Origin of the sequence: Streptosporangium sp. NPDC006013, assembly GCF_040614275.1 — a bacterium.
Taxonomy (GTDB): Bacteria; Actinomycetota; Actinomycetes; order Streptosporangiales; family Streptosporangiaceae; genus Streptosporangium.
In genome coordinates this window covers 1-14099 of sequence record NZ_JBEXUE010000266.1, presented here as the reverse complement: position 1 = coordinate 14099, position 14099 = coordinate 1, and the positions used below count along the sequence as shown (strand labels likewise).

General features: G+C 72.8%; 4 protein-coding genes and 2 pseudogenes. 4 read left to right on the top strand and 2 right to left on the bottom strand.

Features of this window, described 5'->3' with window-relative positions; all coding sequences use genetic code 11:
* Window positions 1-89: 89 nt before the first annotated feature.
* The 3 genes from ABZ260_RS32030 (at window position 90) to ABZ260_RS32020 (ending at window position 12508) form a co-directional block, all read left to right on the top strand.
* Window positions 90-10043 (top strand): amino acid adenylation domain-containing protein, encoded by a 9954-nt coding sequence (locus tag ABZ260_RS32030; RefSeq protein ID WP_355625271.1) that lies wholly within the window; start codon window positions 90-92, stop codon window positions 10041-10043.
* A gap of 92 nt (window positions 10044-10135) precedes the next feature.
* Window positions 10136-11161 (top strand): iron-siderophore ABC transporter substrate-binding protein, encoded by a 1026-nt coding sequence (locus ABZ260_RS32025; protein ID WP_355625269.1) that lies wholly within the window; start codon window positions 10136-10138, stop codon window positions 11159-11161.
* 72 nt (window positions 11162-11233) lie between these two features.
* Complete coding sequence (locus ABZ260_RS32020; RefSeq protein ID WP_355625267.1) at window positions 11234-12508, top strand: lysine N(6)-hydroxylase/L-ornithine N(5)-oxygenase family protein; 1275 nt, start codon at window positions 11234-11236, stop codon at window positions 12506-12508.
* Between the two features lie 206 nt (window positions 12509-12714).
* On the opposite strand, the pseudogene ABZ260_RS32015 reads toward ABZ260_RS32020, so the two are convergent.
* A pseudogene (locus ABZ260_RS32015) lies at window positions 12715-13056 on the bottom strand (NusA N-terminal domain-containing protein); the annotation flags it as partial.
* Window positions 13057-13080: 24 nt separating this feature from the next.
* A complete protein-coding gene (gene rimP, locus ABZ260_RS32010; protein ID WP_355563137.1) occupies window positions 13081-13581 on the bottom strand; it encodes a ribosome maturation factor RimP in 501 nt (166 codons plus the stop codon).
* A 192-nt stretch (window positions 13582-13773) separates the two neighbouring features.
* Here rimP and ABZ260_RS32005 point away from each other — a divergent pair.
* A pseudogene (locus ABZ260_RS32005) lies at window positions 13774-14099 on the top strand (hypothetical protein); the annotation flags it as partial.

The window sequence follows — 14099 nt, the reverse complement described above, 5'->3', positions numbered from 1 at the left end:
CCACCTGTCCGGCTTCGCGATCGAAGGCGACGTCCGCGAGCGCATCGACACCGACCAGGTGAACGGCGTCGGCGGGGCGATGAGCAACTATGGAGCCGGCCGCCCTCGCCGGGCTGCGGGTGCTCGTCGGCGGCGAGGCCCTGCCGGCCGCGCTCGCCGGGACCCTCCACTCGGTGGCGGCGTCGGTGGTCAACGTGTACGGACCGACCGAGGCGACGGTCTGGGCGACCTCCGCCGACCTGCCGGCGACGGGGATCGGCCGCCCGTTCCCCAACACCCGCGCGTACGTCCTGGATCCCGCGCTGCGCCCCGCGCCGGTCGGTGTCCCCGGGGAGCTCTACCTCGCGGGCGAGCAGCTGGCCCGCGGCTACGCCGGCCGCCCGCATCTGACCGCGGAACGCTTCGTCGCCGACCCCTTCGGCCCGCCGGGCGAGCGCATGTACCGCACCGGGGACCTGGCCCGCTGGAGCCGCGACGGGTCGCTGGAGTACCTGGGGCGCGGCGACGACCAGATGAAGATCCGCGGATTCCGGATCGAGCCCGACGAGGTGCAGGCCGTGCTCGCCGCCCACCCCGATGTCGCGCGGGTCGCCGTCGTGGTCCGCGAGGACAGCCCGGGCGAGCGGAGACTCGTCGCCTACGTCGTGCCGCGCCCCGGCTTCCGGGAGGCGGACCTGCGGGCCGCCGCGGCCAGAGTGCTGCCCGAATACATGCTGCCCGGTGCGGTGGTCACCCTTGAGGAACTGCCGCGGACCGTCAACGGCAAGCTCGACCGGGCCGCGCTGCCCGCACCCGAGGTCCAGGTGTCGAGCCGGGGGCCGCGCGACGACCGCGAGGCGGCGCTCTGCGCGGTCTTCGCCGAGACGCTCGGCCTGGACACGCTGGGGATCGAGGTGGGAATCGACGACGACTTCTTCGCGCTGGGCGGCCACTCCCTGCTGGCCACCCGCCTCGCCGGCCGGGTGCGCGCCACGCTCGACGCCGAGCTCACCATCGCCGACGTCTTCGAGGCGCCCACCGTCGCCACGCTGGCGCCCAGGCTGGTGCAGGGCACCCGGCCGAGGGTGCGCGACGTGACCAGGCCCGAGATCGTCCCCGCCTCGGCGGCCCAGCGCGGCTTCTGGTTCGAGGAGCGGCTGCGCGGCCCCTCGGCCGCCGACGCGCTCCCGCTCGGCCTGCGCCTGCACGGCCCGGTCGACGTCGACGCGCTGCGCGCCGCGTTCGGCGACGTCGTGGCACGGCACGAGGCGCTGCGCACCCTGCTGGTGGAGGGCCCCGACGGGTTGCCGGTCCAGCGTGTCCTGAAGGCCGGCGAGGCCCGCGAGGTCACGTTCGACGTGGTGGACGCACGCGGCTGGACCGAGGAGCGGCTGCGCGCCGCCGAGGCGCGGGCCGCCTCGCACGTCTTCGACCTCGGTGCCGACCTGCCGATCCGGGCGACCCTGCTGCGTGTCTCCGCCGAGGAGTCCGTCCTGGTCATGCTCCAGCACCACGCCGCCGCCGACGAGTGGTCGTTCACGCCGCTGCTCGCCGACCTGTCTCGCGCCTACACCACCCGCGGCGCGGGCACCGCGCCGGACTGGGCCCCGCTGCCCGTGCAGTACGCCGACTACGCCGTCTGGCAGAGCCGGACCGCCGAGTTCGCCGACCAGCTCGCCTTCTGGGAGCGGACGCTCCACGAACTGCCCGAGGAGAGCACGCCGCCGGCCGACCGGCCCCGGATCGCCGAGGCGAGCCACCGGGGCGGGCTGGCCTCGTTCGAGCTGCCGCTGGCCGGTGCGCGCAGGCTGGCCCTGGAGACCGGAACCAGCGTGTTCATGGTCCTGCACGCCGCCGTGGCCGCGCTCCTGCACCGGGCGGGCGCGGGCGACGACGTGGCGCTCGGCTCGCCCATCGCGGGCCGGGCGGACGCGGACCTCGCGGACCTGGTCGGGGTGTTCGTCAACCTCGTCGTGCTCCGCACCGACCTGTCGGGGGACCCGACCTTCATCGAACTGCTTGAGCGGGTCCGGCACACCGATCTGGCCGCGTTCTCCAACTCCGACGTGCCGTTCGAACAGGTCGTGGAGCGGCTCGCACCGGAGCGCTCGCTCGCCCGCAGCCCTCTGTTCCAGGTGATGATCGTCCACCAGCGGCTGGAGGACGTGCGGCTGCGGCTGCCCGGCGTGCGCGCCGAGCCGTTCCTGCCCGAGACCGGTGGCGTCAAGTTCGACCTGGACATCTACTTCGCCGAGGGCGAGGAGCGGATCGAGGGATTCGTCGCCTACGCCACCGACCTCTTCGATGCCGGGACCGTCACCGGCCTGCTCACCGACCTCGGCGAACTGCTCGATCGGGTCACCGAGGACCCGGCGCGGCGCCTGTCGTCGCTCGGCGCCCCGGTCACCAGGCCCGACACCGTCCGCGAGTTCCCCCCGCTCACCGTCGCCGAGCGGATCGAGGCACAGGTGGCGCGCACCCCGCACGCCACGGCCGTCGTCTGCGGCGGCACCGCGCTCGGCTACGCCGAACTGGACGAGCGGGCCGAGGCCCTCGCCGACCGGCTCGCCGCCGCGGGAGCGGGCCCCGAGAAGATCGTCGCGATCGCGCTGCCCCGCTCGGCCGAGTTCGTCGTGGCGCTGCTCGCCGTGCTCAAGACCGGTGCGGCCTACCTGCCCATCGACACGACCTATCCCCGCTCCCGGATCGAGATGATGCTCGGAGTCGCCCGGCCCCTGCTGGTGGTCGGCGCCGACGAGCCGCCCCTGGACGCGCCGCCCCGCGCCCGGCCCCGGCTCCACCCCGACCACCCCGCGTACGTGATCTTCACCTCGGGGTCCACCGGGACGCCCAAGGCCGTCGTCGGGACCCAGCGGGCACTGGCCAACCGGCTCGCCTGGGGCGCCGATCTCGCCGCGGCCGGCGTGCGGGTGGCCAAGAGCTCCCCGGCCTTCATCGACGGCAGCACCGAACTGCTCGGCGGCCTCATCGCCGGTGACACCGTCGTCGTCGCGGACGACGAGACCGCCACCGACGCGCTCGCCCTGGCCGAGCTGATCCGCGGCCACGGGGTGAACCTGGTGACCGTCGTGCCGAGCCTGCTGGCCGCGCTCCTGGAGACCGGGGAGCTCGGCTCCGTGACCACGTGGGTGAGCAGCGGCGAGGCCCTGCCCGCCGCCCTGGCCGAGCGGGTCCCCGCCCGGCTGGTCAACCTGTACGGCTGCTCGGAGGCGGCCGGGGACAGCCTGATCGCCGAGGGCGGCGGCGGGCTGGCCCCGATCGCCAACACCGTCGCGTACGTGCTGGACGCCGGGCTCCGCGAGATGCCGGTCGGTGAGCTCTACCTGGCCGGAGACGGCCTGGCGCGCGGATATCTCGGTGACCCGGCCCGCACCGCCGAGCGGTTCGTGGCCAACCCCTTCGGCCCGCCGGGCTCGCGGCTCTACCGCACCGGCGACCGGGTGCGCCGCCGCCGCGACGGCACCCTGGACTTCCTGGGCAGGGCCGACGACCAGATCAAGATCCGTGGCTTCCGCGTCGAACCCGGTGAGGTCGAGGCGGTGCTCGCCGCCCGGCCCGGCGTGCGGCAGGCGGCCGTGGCGGCCCGCTCGGGTCCGCGCCTGGTCGGCTACGTCGTGGGTGAGACCGGCCTCGACCTCGACGCGCTGCACGCCGGGCTCGGCGAGATCCTGCCGGACTACCTGGTCCCCTCCGTGCTCGTCGGCCTCGACCGGCTGCCGCTCACTCCCAACGGCAAGCTGGATCGGCGGGCGCTGCCCGAGCCCGCGGCCCGCGAGGGCAGGGCGCCGCGGACCGACGCCGAGCGCGGCCTCGCCGGGCTCGTCGCCGAGACCCTCGGACGGGACGGCGTCAACGCCGACGACGACTTCTTCCGCACCGGCGGGGACAGCATCAGCGCGGCCCTGCTCGTGGGACGCGCCCGCCGCGCGGGTCTCTCCTTCACGGTCCGCGACGTCTTCCGATCGCGTACCGTCGAGGCCCTGGCCCGGATCGCGGTGGCCCTGCCCGGTGACGCGCCCGGTGATGCGCCCGCCGACGCCGCGCGGGCTCACCCCGAGGGCGTGACGGCCGGCACCGCACCCCCGCTCGGCGCCCCCGGCGGGACCGTGACGGCACCCTTGGGCGGGTCGTCCGAGTCGCGGGCCGAGCTGCCGCTCTCGCCGCTGCAGGAAGGACTGCTGTTCCACCTGATGCTGGCCGGTGAGGACCGCGACGTCTACGTCCAGCAGGCCGTGGTGACCCTGTCAGGGCCCGTCGACCCCGGCCGCCTTGCCGGGGCCGCGCGCCAGGTGCTGCTGAAGTTCCCCAACCTGCGGGCCGGGTTCCGCACCGACGGCGGCCGGGCCGTGCAGTTCGTCCCGGAGCGGTTCGAGGTCGACTGGACCTACGCCGAGACCGGCGAGGCGGAGGCGCTGGAGGCGTTCGTCGAGGCACAGCGCGCCCGGCCGTTCGTCCCCGACTCCCCGCCGCTGATCCGCTTCGCGCTGGCCAGGGTGGGCGAGGACGACTTCCGGCTGGTGCTCACCTCCGAGCTGATCCTGCTGGACGGCTGGTCGGGTGGCCTGCTGGTCACCTCGCTGCTGGAGTTCTACACCGACGCCGACGCCGAGCGGGACCGCCCCGTGGTCGGGTTCCACGCCTACCTCGACTGGGTGAACGGACAGGACCGGCAGGCCGCGATCAAGTCCTGGGGCCGCGCTCTGGACGGGCTCGACGAGCCGACTCTGCTCAGGCCCGAGTCGGCCGACCGCCCCGCCGACCTCGCCGGTGCCGGGGAGATCCACCGCGCGCTGCCCGAGGGCCTCACCGCCCGGCTCGGTGCCCTCGCCCGGGAGTCCGGGCTCACCCTCGCCGCCCTGTACGAGAGTGCCTGGGGACTGCTGCTGGCGGGCCTCACCGGCCGTGACGACGTGGTCTTCGGCGTCTCGGTGTCCGGTCGCCACCCCGACGTCGACGGCGTCGAGTCCGTCGTCGGGCTGCTGTTCAACACGGTCCCCGTCCGGGTGCGGGCCGGCGCGGCGGACCCGCTGCGCGCCGTGCTGGAACGGACGCAGACCTTCCAGTCGGAGCTGTTCGACCACTCCTACGTCGCGCTCGCCGACGTGCAGCGGGTGACGGGCCTCGGGACCCTCTTCGACACCCTCTTCGTGTTCCAGAACTTCCCCGGCATGCCCACCGACCGCGGCTTCGGCCCCGGAGGCGACGTGCGGGTGCTCGGCCGCCAGGTCCGCGACGCGACCCACTACCCGATCACCATGGTCGTCGAGCCCGGTGCGGGCCTGCGCGTCATGTACCGGGGCGACGCCTTCACCGAGGCCGAGACCGAACGGCTCACCGACCGGTACGTGCGGGTCCTGGAGACGCTCGCCGCCGCGCCCGAGACCCCCTGCCACCGGCTCGACCTGCTCCTGCCCGACGAGCACGACCGGCTGCGCCGGGACTGGGCCGAGGCCGAACGGCCCGTGCCCGACCTCACCATCGCCGAGCTGCTCGCCGAGCAGGCCGAGCGCACCCCGCACGAGCTCGCCCTGGTCTCCCAGCCCGACGTGCGGCTCACCTACGCCGAGCTGGACGCCGCCGTCAACCGCCTGGCCAGGCTGCTCAGGGCGCACGGAGCGGGCCCCGAGCGGGTGGTCGCCCTGGCACTGCCCCGGTCGGCGGAGATGGTCGTCGCGCTGTTCGCGGTGCTCAAGACGGGCGCCGCCTACCTGCCCCTGGAACTGGACTACCCGGCCGAACGGCTCGACTTCATGCTGGCCGACGCCGCCCCGGTCTGCCTGGTCTCGCACCGCGACATCGCCGCCGGACTGACCTGCCCGGGTGACTCGATCCTGCTCGACGACCCGGCCGTACGGGCGAGGCTGGCCACACTGCCCGGCACCGGGCTGACCGAGGAGGAACTGCCCGATTTCGGCAGGGAGCTGCCGGGCCGGCTGGACCATCCGGCGTACGTGATCTACACCTCCGGCTCCACCGGGCGCCCCAAGGGTGTGGTCACCCCCTACCGGGGTCTGACCAACATGCAGTTCAACCACCGGGCCAACATCTTCGACCCGGTGGTGGCCTCGGCCGGGCGCCGGCTGCGGATCGCGCACACCGTGTCGTTCTCCTTCGACATGTCGTGGGAGGAACTGCTCTGGCTCATCGAGGGCCACGAGGTGCACGTCTGCGACGAGGAGCTGCGGCGCGACGCCGAGGCGCTCACCGAATACCTGCGGCGTCACCGGATCGACGTGATCAACGTGACGCCGACCTACGCGCAGCAGCTCCTGGAGGAGGGGCTGCTGGAAGGGGAACACCGCCCGCCGCTCGTGCTGCTGGGCGGCGAGGCCGTCCCCGTGGCGGTCTGGGACCGGCTCGCGCAGGCCGAGGGGGTGCTCGGCTACAACCTCTACGGCCCGACCGAGTACACGATCAACACGCTGGGCGGCGGCACCGAGGACAGCGCCACGCCCACGGTCGGCAGGCCGATCTGGAACACCCGCGGCTACGTGCTCGACGGCTGGCTGCGGCCGGTACCGCCGGGCGCGCCGGGAGAGCTCTACATCGCGGGCGCGGGCCTGGCCCGAGGCTACCTCGACCGGCCTGGCCTGACCGCCGAACGGTTCGTGGCCGATCCCTTCGGCGGTGGCCGGATGTACCGGACCGGCGACCTCGTACGGGTGCGCCAGGACGGCAACATCGACTTCCTCGGCCGTACCGACGAGCAGGTGAAGATCCGCGGCTACCGGGTCGAGCTTGAGGAGGTCGAGAGCGCGCTGGCGGCCGAGCCCGGCGTCGGGCAGGCGGCCGTCATCGCGGTCGGCACCGACGTGCCCGGTGTGAAGCGCCTCATCGGCTACGTGGTGCCCGACGGCGCCGCGCGGCCCGACGCCGAGCGCGAGCACCTGGCGGAGTGGCGGCAGATCTACGACGCCGAGTACACCGAGATCGGCACGGCGGTCCACACCGAGGACTTCGCGGGCTGGGACAGCAGCTACGACGGGCTGCCCATCCCGCTGGAGCACATGCGCGAGTGGCGAGACACCACGGTGGCCCGCATCCAGGACCTCAACCCCCGGCGGGTGTTGGAGATCGGCGTCGGCACCGGCCTGCTGCTGTCGCGGCTCGCCCCCGGTTGCGAGGAGTACTGGGGTACCGACTTCGCGGCCCCCGTCATCGCCAAGCTCCAAGCGGACCTCGGCCCCGACTCGCCGGTACGCCTGAGCTGCCGGCCCGCTCACGACACCGCGGGGTTGCCCGCCGGTCACTTCGACACGGTGGTCGTCAACTCCGTGGTCCAGTACTTCCCGGGGGCCGGATACCTCGCCGAGGTGATCGCCGCCGCGATGGACCTGCTCGCCCCCGGTGGTGCGCTGTTCATCGGCGACGTGCGCGACCTGCGGTCGGTGCGCTGCCTGCACGCGGCGATCCAGCTCGGCAGGGGCGGTGGCGACGGCGGCGACGGTGGTGGCGGCATCGGTGCGGCGGCGATCGACCGGGCGGTGCGGATGGAGAAGGAACTCCTTCTCGACCCCGCGTTCTTCGCCGCCCTCGACCTGGCCGCGCGGGTGGAGGTCCGTACCAAGCGCGGCGTCCACCACAACGAGCTCAGCAGGCACCGCTACGACGTGACGCTCTGGAAGTCACCCGCCGTGCCCCCCGCCGTGCCCCCCACTGTGCCCCCGACCGAGGCCTCCGTCGTGGACTGGGCGGGCCTCGACGACCTGGCCGGTCGGCTGTCCGGCGGTCTTCCCGGGCCGCTCAGGGTGCGTGCCATCCCCGATCCCAGGCTCTCCGCCGAGCTCGCCGCGCTACGCGCGATCGAGGGCGGGGCCTTCGCGGGGGAGGCGCGCGAGCTGCTGCGGGCATCCCCGCGGGGCGTCGAACCAGAACTGCTGTACGCGCTCGACCCAGGCGTGGTGACCACCCCCTCGGCCGAGATCGGTCACTACGACGCGGTCTTCGGCGGCGGGGCCGCCTTCCTGCCGGCCGATCCGGAGCGCAGGCCCGCGTCGTACGCGAACAACCCGGCGGCGGCCCGCGACCACGGGGCGCTCGCCGCCCGGGTGCGCGAGGGGCTCAGGCGGCGGCTGCCCGGCTACATGGTGCCGAGCGCGGTCATGACGCTGGACGCGCTCCCGCTGACCGTCAACGGCAAGCTGGACCGGCGGGCACTGCCCGCCCCCGACCGGCAGGGGCCGCGCGGCAGTGGCCGCGCCGCCAGGACCGCCGTGGAACAGCTGCTGTGCACGCTCTTCGGCGAGGTGCTCGACGTCACCGGCGTCGGGATCGACGACAACTTCTTCGAGCTGGGCGGGCACTCGCTGTTGGCGACCCGGCTGGTCGGCAGGGTCCGCGCGGTGCTCCGCGCCGAACTCGCGATCCGGGACCTGTTCGAGGCGCCGAACGTCGCCGAGCTCGCCACCCGGTTGCACGACAGGGCCGGTGTCGCGCTCAGGCCCCCGCTGACTCCCCGGCGGCGTCCCGAACGCATCCCGCTGTCGTACGCGCAACGCCGGCTCTGGCTGCTCGACCAGATCCTGCGTGAGGACGAGGGGCCCCGCGAGGCGTACCACCTGCCGCTGGCCGTGCGCCTGAGCGGCGAGATCGACGTGGCCGCGCTGGAGGCCGCGCTCGGCGACGTGACGGCCAGGCACGAGAGCCTGCGGACCGTCTTCGCCGAGCACGAGGGCGTGCCATACCAGCGGGTCCTGCCGCCGGAGTCGGCACGCCCCGCTCTGGAGATCACGACCTGCTCGCCGGAGGAGGTGATCGCGCGCCCGTTCGACCTGGCCACCCAGATCCCGCTGCGGGTCGCGCTCATCCCGGAGGGGGAGAACGAGCACCTACTGCTCGCGGTCTTCCACCACATCGCGTTCGACGAGTGGTCCTTCGGGCCGTTCGCCAGGGACGTGGCGCGGGCCTACGCCGTGCGGCTGGACGGAGCGGCGCCCGCGGGGGAGCCCCCCGCAGTGCAGTACGCCGACTACACGCTCTGGCAGCGTGAGCTGCTCGGCGATCCGGTCGACCCGGGCAGCCCGCACGCCCGCCAGCTCGCCTACTGGGCGAAGGCGTTGTCGGGCATGCCGGCGGAGATCCCGCTGCCGGTGGACCGGCCCAGGCCGGCCACCGTCGGCCAGCGCGGCGCGACCGTGACCAGGCAACTGCCCCAGGCGCTGGTCGAGCGGCTCCGCGGGCTCGCGCGCGCGGCCCAGGGGGGCATGTTCATGGTCTGCCAGAGCGCGGTCGCCGCGCTGCTGCACCGCGCGGGCGCGGGGGATGACATCCCGCTGGGCAGTCCCGTCGCGGGCCGCACCGACGAGGCGGCCGGTGACCTGGTCGGCTTCTTCGTCAACACGCTCGTGCTCCGCGCCGACGCCTCGGGCGACCCCTCCTTCGCCGAACTGCTCGCCCGCGTCCGCGACACCGACCTGGCCGGTCTGGCCAACCAGGACCTGCCGTTCGAGGCGCTCGTCGAGGCGCTGCGGCCACCCCGGGTGCCCGGCCGCAACCCGCTCTTCCAGGTGATGGTCGGCTACGAGAACCAGGCCATGGGCGAGGTGCGCTTCCCCGGGCTGCGGCAGCGGGAGGCGCTCTTCAGCCCGCCCGCGGCCAAGTTCGACCTGGACTTCATCTTCAGGGAGCGGGCCGAGGAGCTCCATCTCGTCGTCGACTACTCGGCCGACCTGTTCGAACCGGCCACGATCGACACGATGCTCCGCGCGCTCCTCGACGTGCTGGAGACCGTCGCGGACGACCCGGAGACGCGGCTGAGCGACCTGCCGGTGGCACTCGAGGCCCGTACGGTCACCCAGGCCGGCGCCGGGCACGCCGTCCGGCGCGACGACGACCGCGAGGCGCTGCTGTGCCGGGCGTTCGCCGAGGTCCTGGAGGTGGACGCGGTCGGGCCGCACGACAACTTCTTCGAACTGGGCGGTCACTCGCTGCTCGCCATGGAGCTGGTGCGCCGGATCCGCAGGGAGCCGGGCTGCGCCGGAATGAAGATCGCGACGCTCATGACCGCCCAGACCGTCGCCGAACTCGTGAACCGGCTGGAATAAGGCGCTTCACACGGCCTTCAAAGATTGCTACGTTAGGTTAGCCTTACCTAATCTTTAGAGCCCTTGCCGGCTCTGGAAGGACACCCATACCCATGCGCGACACGATGCGCCGCCTGGCCGCGACAGGAACGCTGCTGCTGGGCCTCGGCCTGGTGGGCGCGTGCGCCGGTGACGGCGGCGAACAGCCCGCCGCGAGCGCCCCCGCGACCCAGGCCGCCTCCGGATTCCCGGTCACCATCACGCACAAGCTCGGCACCACCACGATCGAATCCGCCCCCCAGCGCATCGTCGCCCTCGGCGAGGTCGACCAGGACACCCTGCTCGCCCTGGGCGTGCAGCCGGTCGCCATGGCCGAACTGACCGGCATCCAGGCCGACGGGCTCGCCCCCTGGACCGCGTCCAGGATCTCCGGGGCCAAGCCGACGCTGCTGAAGGCCGGTGAGTCGGGCTTCTCACTGGAGCGGATCGCCGAGCTCAAGCCCGACCTGATCCTCGCGGGCGGCGACTACTACATCGACAAGGAGTACGCCAACCTCTCCCAGCTCGCGCCGACCACCGCCTACGAGACCGGCCCCGCCGAGGACTCCTGGCAGACGGTGGCCCGCCAGGTCGCCAAGGCGGTCGGCAAGGCCGACGAGGGCGAGAAGCTCGTCGCCGACGTCGAAGCGAAGATCGGCTCGGTCAAGACCACCTATCCCGAGCTGGCCGGCAAGAAATTCGCGCTGACCAGCGTCTTCCCCTCGGGGAACATCGGCGTGCTGAAGTCCGACACCGACATCAGCGTCCAGCTCTTCGAGCAGTTCGGGCTGGTGCTGCCCGAGGAGATCAGGACGCTTCCCGGCGACGGCTTCGCGGCCGAGCTGAGCATGGAGAAGGTCAAGGTCCTCGACGTCGACCTGCTGCTCAGCCACTACAACGACGACGCCGCCACGCAGAAGAAGATCGAGGCCAACAAGCTCTTCGCCGGCCTCGACGTGGTCAGGCGGGGTTCCTACGTGCCACTGGACCTCACCGCGTTCTGGCCGCTGCGCACGCCGACGCCGCTGGCGGTCCCCCACGTGATCGACCAGGTCGTGCCACGGGTAGCCGAGGCGGCCAAGGCCGTCGGCGCGTCCTGACACACTCCGCCCACCCCTTCCCCCGTCACCTCGGTGGCGGGGGACCATCTCCTCAATATGTGAGAGGCGAACATGTCGAGCCCGGTCTATGACGTCGTGGGCATCGGTTTCGGTCCTTCCAACCTCGCGCTCGCGGTGGCACTGGAAGAGGAGCACGGCTCCGGCGTGAACGCGGTCTTCTTCGAGAGGCAACCCAGGTTCGGCTGGCACCGCAACATGCTCATCGAGGGCGCCACGATGCAGGTGCACTTCCTCAAGGACCTGGTCACCCTGCGCAACCCCGCAAGCCCCTACTCCTTTCTGTCCTACCTCCAGGACAGGGGGAGGCTGGTCGACTTCATCAACCACAAGACCATGTTTCCCACCCGGCTGGAGTTCCACGACTACCTGGAATGGGTCGCCGCCTCCTTCGCCGGCCTGGTGCGCTACGACTCCGAGGTCGTCGCGGTGCGTCCGTACGACGACGACACCCTCGAGGTCGTCGTGGAGCGCGGTGACGAGCTGCACACCTGCCTGACGCGCAACCTCGTGATCGCGGCCGGGCTGGAACCCGTGCTGCCCGACGGCGTGCGGCAGGGTGAGCGGATCTGGCACACCGAGGAACTGCTGGCCCGGCTCGAATCCCTCGGCGAGCATGTCCCGGGACGGTTCGTCGTGGTCGGCGCCGGGCAGAGCGCGGCCGAGGCCGCCGAGCACCTGCACCGCACCTACCCGTCCGCGGAGGTCTGCGCCGTCTTCACCAGGTACGGTTACTCGCCGGCCGACGACAGCCCCTTCGCCAACCGCATCTTCGACCCGCAGGCCGTCGACCACTTCTTCTCCGCCCCCGAGGAGGTGAAGCGCATGCTGCTCGCCTACTCCAGAAACACCAACTACTCGGTGGTGGACCTCGACCTCATCGACGAGCTCTACCGGCGTTCCTACGCGGAGAAGGTCGCCGGCGTCGAGCGGCTGCGCATGCTGAACGTCTCCCGTCTGCTCGGCGTGGACGACGACGGCGACGGCGCCCGGGTCAGGATGTGCTTCCTGCCCACGGGCGAGGTGAGCACGATCGAGGCCGACGCGGTCGTCTGCGCGACCGGCTACCGCGAGCGCGACCCGCGAGACCTGCTCGGCGAGGCGGGCGAGCACTGCCTCACGGGTGAGACGGGCGAGCTGCTGGTGGAGCGCGACTACCGGGTCGCCACCGCCCCCGGCCGGACCTGGGGCGTCTACCTCCAGGGGGCCACCGAGGACACCCACGGGATCGCCTCCTCGCTGCTGTCCATGACGGCCGTCCGCACCGGAGAGATCGTGCGCTCCATCGCCCGGCGCTCGGCGGGGGTCCCCCAGGGGGCCGAGCCGTAACCTGCGTTCCGGAAGGTGGTGCCGAACGTCCCGACACGGAGTGATCGGCTACGTGACTCCATGTGTTCACTTGATTACCTTTGGTGTTGCCATGTTCCGTAGGTAACCGAGGAGGATCATGAACACCTTCATCCGCAGTGCCCGCATCGGCCTGGCAGGGGCGGTTCTGGCCGGTGCCGGCCTGCTCGGCGTGCTTCCCGTGCGTGGCCGGCCACCAGCTCGCCCTCGCGGCTGGCGAACTCCCCGAAGTTGATCTCGTCCTCGGCGTCACGGAGCTGCTGCAGGATGACCTGCTTGGCGGTGGTCGCGGCGATGCGGCTGAAGTTGCCCGGGGTGTCGTCGAACTCCCTGAGCACCTCCCCGCTCTCGGCGTCGAGTTCGGCGGCGAAGATGGTCACGTGCCCGGACTTGCGGTCGAGCTCGGCGCGCGCCTTGGCCGCCGCACCCTCGCTCCGGAAATATGCGATCAGCAGCGCGTCCTCGATCGCCTTGACGACCAGGTCGAAGGAGATGTCCTTCTCCCGCTCCAGGCTGCGCAGGACGCTCATGTCGATGTCCACGAGGCTTCCCCCTTAGCCCTCGTCGCCGTCTTCGCCGTCGTCTTCGGCGTCGTCGAGCCGGCGGAATTCCACCTGAACCCGTCCTCGGGTCAGGTCCTCATAGTCGATGCGGCGCGGCGCGCCGTCGACGTCCAGCTCCACGCCGGTCTCGTCGGTGGCGACGATCCGGCCCTCCACGGCGGTGCCGTCCCTCAGGTCGGCCTTGACCAGCCTCCGCACCGCGCGGCGCCAGTGGCGCGGCTCGGTGAGCGGGCGGTCCACCCCCGGGGAGGAGACCTCCAGCACGTACGGGGTGCTTCCCATCGCGTCGTCGGCGTCCAGCGTCGCGGAGACCGCGTGGCTGACCTCCGCGACGTCGTCGAGGCTCACGCCGCCGTCACGGTCGACGACGACACGCAGCAGCCGCCTCTTGCCCGCGGGGGTGACCGTGACGTCCTCCAAGTCGAGCCCCTCGGCTCCGACGACAGGTTCCAGAAGCTTCATCAGGCGGTCGCGGGATGTGGCGTTGCCCATGCCGACCTCCCATTGTCACGATCTCAGCCGGGCGGACCTCGCCCATGCGATTAACCAGCCTATCCACACCAGGGCGTGGAAACAGCGCCACTCGGTGTGGCGGAGCCGCCCGAGAAGCGAGGTGGGTGCCATTATTCCAAGCCCGTACGATGCTAGGTGCGTCAGCTGCCGACACAGAACCGGAGGTCGTCCGTGCGTTCCGTCTCCCGGCGCGCCCTGTTGCGGGGCGGCGCTCTCGGGGTTGCGGCCGTGGCCGCCGCGGGCTGCGCCGCCGAGGAACGGGTGCCTCCGGTGGCCGAGCGTCCCGATCCCGAGACCGTGCTCCTGCGGGAGCTGATCGCGGGCAAGGAGCGGGCAGTGGCCCTGTACGCCTCGGCCGCCTCGGCCAGGCTCGCGCCCTTCAGGCAGCGGCACGAGGCCCATCTGGCCGAGCTCCGCCGCCGTCTCCCGCCCGCCGCCGCCTCCGTCTCCGCGACGCCCACCCCCTCCCCCACCCCCTCGCCCTCCGGCGGCGCGTC

Bases quoted from the DNA above. Each gene is read 5' to 3' on its own strand.
- ABZ260_RS32025 (WP_355625269.1), top strand. From the start codon at position 10,136: ATGCGCGACACGATGCGCCGCCTGGCCGCGACAGGAACGCTGCTGCTG.
- ABZ260_RS32030 (WP_355625271.1), top strand. From the start codon at position 90: ATGGAGCCGGCCGCCCTCGCCGGGCTGCGGGTGCTCGTCGGCGGCGAG.
- rimP (WP_355563137.1), bottom strand. From the start codon at position 13,581: ATGGGCAACGCCACATCCCGCGACCGCCTGATGAAGCTTCTGGAACCT.
- ABZ260_RS32020 (WP_355625267.1), top strand. From the start codon at position 11,234: ATGTCGAGCCCGGTCTATGACGTCGTGGGCATCGGTTTCGGTCCTTCC.